Origin of the sequence: Coxiella endosymbiont of Ornithodoros maritimus (assembly GCF_907164965.1) — a bacterium.
In the GTDB taxonomy this organism is placed as follows: domain Bacteria; phylum Pseudomonadota; class Gammaproteobacteria; order Coxiellales; family Coxiellaceae; genus Coxiella.
This window is the reverse complement of the sequence record NZ_CAJRAM010000062.1, coordinates 1-8,282: the sequence shown is the minus strand read 5'-3', so window position 1 is coordinate 8,282 and position 8,282 is coordinate 1. Positions and strand designations below refer to the sequence as shown.

Below are 8,282 nucleotides of genomic sequence, written 5' to 3'. Positions count from 1 at the left end.
GTGAAGCCGCATATACGTTCTTTTCGTCAAAACTGATTGTTGACAACAACCCTGGGGCCATATACGTATAGACCAAAGCAGAATACGGGAAAATAATGATCTCGTCTATCATCCCCGTATTTCACTGCGCTTCATACGGACTGCCTGACCATGATTAAAAAGTAGACGGAGGAATCTTATTATTGACGCCTTTTGGATTAAAAATAAAATTCAGAGTATAAGTTAACTGGTTTAGATGCTAGGTGAAAAATGTCGTCGTCAACCTCAGCCTTTCCCTCAATTAAAAAGATTTTAGATTGAATTACTCCTCTTTTTAGCGAAAGGGTGACAAACAGCTCTAATCTACATTACGTTGGAGCCGGCGCTTGTCCGTAAATTGAAGAATTTGATGGTTTAGCCAAACGTTCTTTTTCGGAAAAATCTACTACAGCTATACTTTCTTCTGCACTTGAACAAGCGGTGGGTGGGTTGAAGATCAATACTCGTTTTTTCGCCCTGCCATACTACCTTATCTGGAGCGAAGAACAACCTACTTCTTTTAGCAATTTTGCAGAAGATGGGGACTTAGGAGCTTATTGGAAGAATGCCAATGTGGAAAATCTTGCTAGTCTAAAATTTCATCCAAGGTGTCTGGATATACAAATTTTATTTGGTCAGTTAGTCTTTGGTGTGGAAGGCTGCACAAGAATAAACTAGTTCACCATGATTTAAAACCTTTTAACATTCTTCTTCTTGTTTACCCGGGGAGGGTCACCTACGTATTTCTGATATAGAAAATAAAAAAATAACGTCGATTACTCAAATTAAAGAAAGCAAATTTTTTGGTGACAGGTCGGAAGAGGGTGTTATTTTTTTAAAGGGTTAAAGAAAAGATTTTCACCTGCTATTGAGAAGAATGACTATTATCGCGCCCACTTTCTTCCTGACGATCCTTTTATGGTGCTACTTGCTGAAATACAATCGGTCGTGTTTGAACCAGGTGGTTTAGATGTTAAATTAAAGAGAGGCATTAAGACAGCAGAAAGTATCGTTCCTATTTTTAACAATAGGAAATAAATAAAAATCAACTTTTGAACAGCTAAAGAATAAGGTGGAATATTTAAAAAGACTGAAGGATTTAAAAAACCTAAAGATTATCCGCAATTCGAAATCCTCATTTCAACGGTCTGCATGAGATTAGGCCATTCCATTTTAATATTTTCAAATAAAGCCGATAGTTCTTTATTAATGTATTTGGAAACACGCTTATTAAAGAAAGGTGATCCTGTTGCCTTGGGGAAATTAGAAAAAATCCTAGATGCTCTATATGTGTATTTATGCCATCCCAGTTCGGAAACTTATTCAGAATTAAAATCGATGCTGCAAATACAACGGATTTATCCCCAGTCAGAATCCCGGAGCGGAAAATGGCTGAAAGGACTAGACGAACAGAATCCAAACCTTTCTGGAATGAAAGCAGCCTAGCTGCTGTTTTACAACAAACAAACTAGGCTGGGGGAAATAATCAATAAGACATGTAACATGGATATTGCAATGATTGGCTGCTGTAATGGTTACTCGATGAGTTGCCCGTAAAAATGGTTAGTAAACTCGTGCAAAGTAAGCCTGCAAATATAATTACAACAACGCTAGCAAGTGCTTTTCTCATTTGTCGATCCTCCGTGATTGTTTGGTTACACCTGATGTCTAGTTATGTGTATCGTAGTCTAACGTCCTGTAAAACTACAATCTTTTTCTGAGACTAAGGCGAGTTTCCATCCTATCTCAGGGGGTAACAAGGGTAGGGAATTGAAAAAATACCGGCGGTTCTGAGGCCATCCAGATAGCGTTCCTCTTTTTCAGGAATTTCAATCAGTTAATAATTAAAATTATTGTTTTTAATTAAACGAGGGGGGGATCTCCACTTTTTGTGGGAAATAGCTTACGGCTCTTTTGGAACTTGGCTGCCCGGCTGGAATTGGATTAGGAGCTGAAAAATAGACGCACCAAATCATTAATAGTCGCTTGGAGCATCAGGAAGATAAGAAATATCATGCCGATAGTCAAAGCAATTAATTGAATGCGTTCCGGGACGGGACGGCGGAAGAGGCCTTCAATTACTTGAAATAAAAGGTGCCCTCCATCTAAGCCAGGGATGGGTAGCAAATTAATAAACCCAATGGTTAGATTGATGAATCCAATAAACTCTAAATACATTTGCAAGCCCGCTTGCGTCGCTTTACCCGCCGCTTGAAATACTGTAATTGGCCCCCCTAATGTGTGAATGGAGACTTTGCCAATAACCATCTTGGCCATAACAATTAAATTGAAGGTGAAGAGACGCCAGCTTTGTTCCACAGCAGGTAGCCAGGCGCTCCATACCGTGTATTTCTCTTGATAAGTAAAGTGGGGCGGCCACTGCGGGGGACGCGACAGTATGCCTAAATAAAAACCTAGAGCTTTCCCGTCTTCTTTCGTTGTAGCCACTTTTAGTGGAATTCTACGAGCTTTATGATCGCGTATAATTGTTAATTGAATTTCTTCATTGGGTTTATTGTGAACTATGTTGACGATTTGTAGCCAATCCTTAATTGGTTGCCCGTTGATAGCCACGATTCGATCGCCCGATTGTAATTTTATCTTTTCAGCCGGGGAATCTTTAGCAATAGATGCTACTACAGGAGGGACTTTTGGCTGATAAGGTGTTAGGCCCAAACTTTTGAAAACATCAGGACTACGACGGTCCAGCACCCATGTAGAGAGATCCATCTCGTGAGCTTCCAATCGATCAGAATACAGCGGCTTGACTTTCAGTTCCATTTTAGAGTGGTCACCCATGCGTTTAATAGTGGCCATCAACGCTTGCTGCCAGTTCTTAACGCGTGTTTGGTCTATTTGAATTAATTCGTCGCCGGCTTTCACGCCGGCTTGTGCTGCAATCGAGTGAGGAATTACTCTGCCAATAACAGGCCGCGTATGAGTAACACCCATCAAGTAAACGCCCCAAAAGGCGATAATTGCCAGCAAAAGGTTAGTGAAAGGACCGGCAAAGACGACCATCATTCTCACTAGTAAGGGTTTTTGATTATAAGCGCGGTGAGCATCCTTGGGGGCGGTGGCTTCTTCACCTTCGCCGAGCATTTTGACATAACCGCCGAGTGGTAACATAGCGAGAACGTACTCTGACCCGCTTTTATCTTTCCATCGCCACAATACCTTGCCGAAACCAATAGAAAAACGCAATACTTTAATACCACAGGCCCGGGCGACGACAAAATGCCCCAATTCATGCAAAATGATGATACCGAAAATGGCTATAATGGCGCCGATAATAGCAACAGCTAGGCTCATAGAGCACCTATTGTGCCCCCCTCGAGGTAAAGTTGTCCAGCTTATGAGAAAAAATTGAGGTAATGGCATTATTAGCACGATGTTAGAAAAAGCGGAAGAATGGTTAGTTACTACTGAACCCCAGCAGAACACAGATTTGCTGAAGCGGGCTTCTATGCTTGCTGAAAAATTAGCTTCAACTTATGAAACGCCCGCTCACGAAGTATTAATAGAAAAGGGTTTGACGATTGCCTCGTTGTTACAACCCTTGCGCTGTAGCAGCGAAACGTTAGCTGCTGCTTTATTGTATCCTACCATTGCCCAATCTGACATTTCGCAGGAAGCGCTTACCGATCGAATCGGCAAATCAGTCGCCAAATTATTGATGGGTACAAAACGTATGGAAACGATCGATGATATGCTCATACGTACCAGTGGATTTTCTCAACAACAAAATTTTGTTGATAACTTGCGAAAAATGTTGTTGGTGATGGTAGACGATGTTCGCATTGTTTTAATTAAATTATCCGAACGGCTGACCACTCTGCGTTATTCGCTCCATCAGCCCATCTCAGAGCAAAAAGATATCGCGCAAAAAATAATGGACCTTTATGTCCCTTTAGCGAACCGTTTGGGTGTGGGTCAGTTTAAATGGCAGATGGAAGATTGGGCTTTTCGTTATCTCAATCCAAATGAGTACAGCCTAATTTCTAAATCGTTAAACATGCGTCGGGTTGAGCGGGAAAAATATATCGAAAGATTGATTGAGTATTTAGAAGGCATATTCCGCGAAAGCGATATTGAAAAATATAATATTTCTGGGCGGGCGAAACATATTTACAGTATTTTTCGAAAAATTCAACGCAAGCAAGTGGATTTTAGTGAAATCTACGATACCAGCGCCGTTCGCATTTTGGTTTCTAGCTTAGAGGATTGTTATACCGCGTTAAGTATTGTTCATGCGCTCTGGGAACCTATCGCGAAAGAATTCGATGATTATATTGCGAAACCTAAAGACAATGGGTATCGATCCATTCATACCGCTGTTATCGGTCCAGAGGGGCACAATGTTGAAATTCAAATTAGAACTTATGGAATGCACGAAGAAGCTGAATTAGGGGTCGCGGCCCACTGGAAATATAAAGAAGGTAAAAAGGTGGCTTCGGATTATGAGGAAAAAATAAACTGGCTTCGCGAAGTGATGGATTGGCAAAAGGAGATCAGTCCGGATGTCAAATGGCGTCAAATATTTGAAGATCATATTTACGTTTTTACACCCAACGGAGGTGTTATTGATCTTGAAGCTGAAGCGACGCCTCTTGATTTTGCGTATCGCATCCACACGGAAATAGGGCACCGCTGTCGTGGTGCTCGAGTGAATGGCAAAATGGTCCCTTTGACGCTTACTTTAAAAACGGGGGATTGTGTCGAGATTTTAATGGCAAAAGAAAGCAATCCCAGTCGAGATTGGTTAACGTTAGGCTATTTAAAAACCCGTCAGGCACAAAACAAAGTTCGCCATTGGTTTCGTAAAAAAGACAGAGAAAAGCAAGCAGCAGTTGGAGAATCCATTTGGGAAAAAACCTATAGCAAAGCGGGTTTATTAAAAAACGATCTTAATCAAATTTATTCAGCCTTTAATTTTAGTTCCGTAACAGATTTATTGGCGGCTATAGGTTCAGGCGATATTGGTATTCAAACCATTTTAAATCGGTTGCGTGCCGTAAAAATTGGCGACAAAAAAACACCTCTGGAACATCCCGTTCGTGGAATAGCCTCGGTTTCGCCCAAAGCAGGCGCCTTTGTTAGTATAGAAGGGGTAGGGAATTTACTTACCCAACTAGCCCGTTGTTGTCAGCCAATACCCGGTGATCCCATTATTGGTTATATAACCAAGGGTCGTGGCATCACCATTCACCATCAAGCGTGTGTTAATATTCAACAAGCCATCAAATATCGGACCCAGCGAGTGACGACCGTTCAATGGGGAGATTCTTTTCCTCAACAATACCCAGTCGATATCGATATCGTCGCTCACGATCGCGCTGGCGTTATTCGTGACATCAGCAATTGTATTGCTGATGAAAAAGTAGCTATTTTGGGATTAAATAGCCAGGTGGATAAACTCGAAAACCGACATTACATTCATCTCACCATTGAAATTAAAAATTTAGAAGCGCTTAAGAAAATTATTAAACGTTTGAAACAGTTGCCCGATATTCTTTTTCTAAAAAGAAGACGTTAATGTTATTCAACAACTCGTCATCCCCGTAGACACCTAATATATGAGTTTATCTTTTTTCTTATCCCACGCTTCAAACAAAGGCAAAGCCTCTTCGCGCAAGCACTGCACCATAACTAAATCACGTTGGGATAGAGGTTTGCGCATTTGTTCGTAACAATAAGCGTCCTTGAAACCGATATTCTCAGCGTCTTTTTTAGTTAAAGAAAAAATGATTTTATCGATCCGAGCCCAATAACAAGCTCCCAAACACATGGGACAAGGCTCACAATTAACGTATAAATAGCATCCCGTTAAATCAAACGTATTGAGTTTTTGACAAGCTTCTCGGATAGTGACGATTTCGCTATGCGCGGTTGGGTCATTTGAAATGGTCACACGATTGACACCTTTGGCAATAATTTTGGAATCGCGGACAATAAGAGATCCAAACGGTCCGCCTAAATTATGCGAAATAGAATTTTTGACTAAGTCAAAAACTTTATGCAAAAATTGTTTATCATTATTTTCTTTCATAAACAGCTCACTTGATTAATCAGTTTTTCGATTTTTAATTGAGACTCTTGATATTTACTTTGTAGTTCAGAATCAGCAACAATACCGCCACCGCCATAGCAATGTATTCGGTTGCGATCACAAATTAAGGTGCGAATCATAATATTGCAATCGAAATCGCCGCTGATATCGAGGTAACCCAGCGCACCACAATAAACGGAACGGTGATGCGTTTCGAGACTTTCAATAATTTGCATTGAGCTCAATTTAGGCGCGCCTGTGATAGAGCCGCCGGGAAAGCAATGCCGCAATAAATCAAGCGCATCTTGATTATCCTGCAAATGTCCTGTAATGGTGCTAACGAGATGATGGACATTGGGGAAACTTTCGAGCGCAACTAATTTAGACACACGAATAGAATTAGGTTTGTAGCATTTTGACAGATCATTTCGTAATAAATCGACAATCATTAAATTTTCAGAACGGTCTTTTTCACTATTTAATAAACCTTCTGCTGACCGCCGGTTTTCAAATGGATCTTTAAATCGAGGCGCGGTGCCTTTAATGGGTTTTGTTTCCACTTGGTTTTTTTCTACTCACAAAAACCGTTCTGGAGAAAAGCTTAAAATTGCCCGCTGATTGACGAGGTTAAAGTACGCCGAAAAGGGAGTAGGGTGCGTTTGTCGCAGATGTCGATAGGCGTATACCAAGGTGAACCTTGATACCTGGCACTAAAACGCTGGCAAAGATTTACTTGATAGCAATCGCCTTGTCTCAAGTGGTGTTGGATTTTTTTAAAGGTAGAGGCGTAATCGTCGTGGGTCATGTTGGAATGAAAATCGTTAAGCAGGTGGAAGGAGTCAATGTGTGCTGGCATAATTAATTGCGTTTGGATATAGCGTAACTGTTCATCCGAAAGTGTGATTACCCATGTTTTTTGCTCATGATGGTCGATGACTAAGCTCCAATCGTATATCCCTATGATCGGTGAAGGAAGCGTAATATCGTTTTTAGTTTGTGCTTTTAAGGGAAAATAATGTCGCGCTAAATCGTAACCTAAATACCCAATAGCGCCGATTTTTAAAGGTAAATGCGAAACTGACAAAGGAATTTGTACTGTCGATTTTAATTCGTGTAAAGCAGCGCAAACTTGAATAAATATATCGTCGATAATAGTTTTACGCGACTGTGCTGTTATGACGTGGTAACGCTCGCAACCATCTAAAAAAACAGCATAAGGCAAATATGCAAAATGCGAAAAACATTCAGCACCATCCTCAAAATAAGGCAGCTCGATAATCTTTGCTTTCATGGCGCTTATGATAACACCAAATTATAATATTTCATCGCCCCAACCTCCTCATATTTGCGAAAAGGCATAAACTTGCGCTCTTTAACTTAACAGCCTATGATGATATCATATAGCTCATTTTTCCGCGTGTGGAAGGGGAGTGAAGGGGGAAAATAATTTTGCGACAAATAGTAATTATATTAAGCGCTTTGTTATTAATGGGTTGTGCTGCAGGGCCTGAACAATTGGGGTTTTCAAGGCAACAGTGGCAAGGAATGAGTGAAAAAGAGCGCCAGCAAATGCGCATTGTCTATCAAGAAATCCAAAAATCGCTTGCCGCTCAAAAACTTATTTACAACGGGCCCGACATCCAAGTGATTATCGAAGGCGGGATGGCAATGATGCCGCCCTTTTTACAACCCTACGATTTTGGAGCAGCCCAGTTTCAGATTCAGCCGGGAAGATGCCGACGTGTCCGGCTAACCAGTTGGGAACAAATCCATTCGGTTGATCTTTCCGCTTGTTATGATGGGCTGACTTTAAGTCTAGACCCTAGCCGCTACGACCCCATGAAAAGCAAAGGGACATTATTGCTAACGTATAACCCTCTTTGGAAACGGGGTTTTACCTATAGAGGACTTTCCAGCTCGGGCTATGTTCGACTGAAAAATACAAACATAACTGTTAAAACAATTTAGCGAGGATAGAGGATGCGATTAGAAGTGTAGGTTTTCAACAAGTAACCTAATGAAAAGTGCCCCTCCTTAAAGAGGGCGTTATAATGCGCCAACATAGAGTTTCTATTTTTAAAAAAAGGAGCAGGGCCATGAAAGATATTAAAATACTTGGTGTTGGTATTTATTGCAAAAGGGGTTTTTCAACTGTGTGGGATTGATGAGTGGGGTAAGGTGATCCACACGAGAGGGGTTAGGCGCTCAATATGTG

General features: G+C 41.1%; 4 protein-coding genes and 3 pseudogenes. 4 read left to right on the top strand and 3 right to left on the bottom strand.

What is annotated here, in order from left to right; all coding sequences use genetic code 11:
- The first annotated feature begins 1,170 nt into the window (after positions 1-1,170).
- Positions 1,171-1,464, top strand: coding sequence for a hypothetical protein (locus OWO34_RS09525; protein WP_323808269.1), 294 nt, complete (start codon positions 1,171-1,173; stop codon positions 1,462-1,464).
- A gap of 498 nt (positions 1,465-1,962) precedes the next feature.
- On the opposite strand, the gene rseP is transcribed toward OWO34_RS09525, so the two are convergent.
- On the bottom strand, positions 1,963-3,330 hold the full coding sequence (gene rseP / locus OWO34_RS06175) for an RIP metalloprotease RseP (RefSeq protein ID WP_267256910.1): 1,368 nt from the start codon (positions 3,328-3,330) through the stop codon (positions 1,963-1,965).
- Positions 3,331-3,409: 79 nt separating this feature from the next.
- Between rseP and OWO34_RS06170 the strand changes: the two genes are divergently transcribed.
- Positions 3,410-5,554 (top strand): RelA/SpoT family protein, encoded by a 2,145-nt coding sequence (locus tag OWO34_RS06170; protein WP_267256909.1) that lies wholly within the window; start codon positions 3,410-3,412, stop codon positions 5,552-5,554.
- A 33-nt stretch (positions 5,555-5,587) separates the two neighbouring features.
- Here the strand turns inward: OWO34_RS06170 and OWO34_RS06165 are convergent, their stop codons facing one another.
- Both OWO34_RS06165 and pabB read right to left on the bottom strand, forming a co-directional pair.
- Positions 5,588-6,067 (bottom strand): nucleoside deaminase, encoded by a 480-nt coding sequence (locus OWO34_RS06165; protein WP_267256908.1) that lies wholly within the window; start codon positions 6,065-6,067, stop codon positions 5,588-5,590.
- A pseudogene (gene pabB / locus OWO34_RS06160) lies at positions 6,064-7,358 on the bottom strand (aminodeoxychorismate synthase component I). The gene OWO34_RS06165 and the pseudogene pabB overlap by 4 nt, the downstream one beginning before the upstream one ends.
- Positions 7,359-7,457: 99 nt before the next feature.
- Here pabB and OWO34_RS06155 point away from each other — a divergent pair.
- Both OWO34_RS06155 and OWO34_RS06150 read left to right on the top strand, forming a co-directional pair.
- Positions 7,458-8,035, top strand: a pseudogene (locus tag OWO34_RS06155) (hypothetical protein).
- A 128-nt stretch (positions 8,036-8,163) separates the two neighbouring features.
- Positions 8,164-8,282 (top strand): annotated as a pseudogene (locus tag OWO34_RS06150) (IS110 family transposase); the annotation flags it as partial.

Coding starts and splice junctions, on each gene's coding strand:
- OWO34_RS09525 (WP_323808269.1), top strand. CDS start 1,171: ATGAGATTAGGCCATTCCATTTTAATATTTTCAAATAAAGCCGATAGT.
- rseP (WP_267256910.1), bottom strand. CDS start 3,330: ATGAGCCTAGCTGTTGCTATTATCGGCGCCATTATAGCCATTTTCGGT.
- OWO34_RS06170 (WP_267256909.1), top strand. CDS start 3,410: ATGTTAGAAAAAGCGGAAGAATGGTTAGTTACTACTGAACCCCAGCAG.
- OWO34_RS06165 (WP_267256908.1), bottom strand. CDS start 6,067: ATGAAAGAAAATAATGATAAACAATTTTTGCATAAAGTTTTTGACTTA.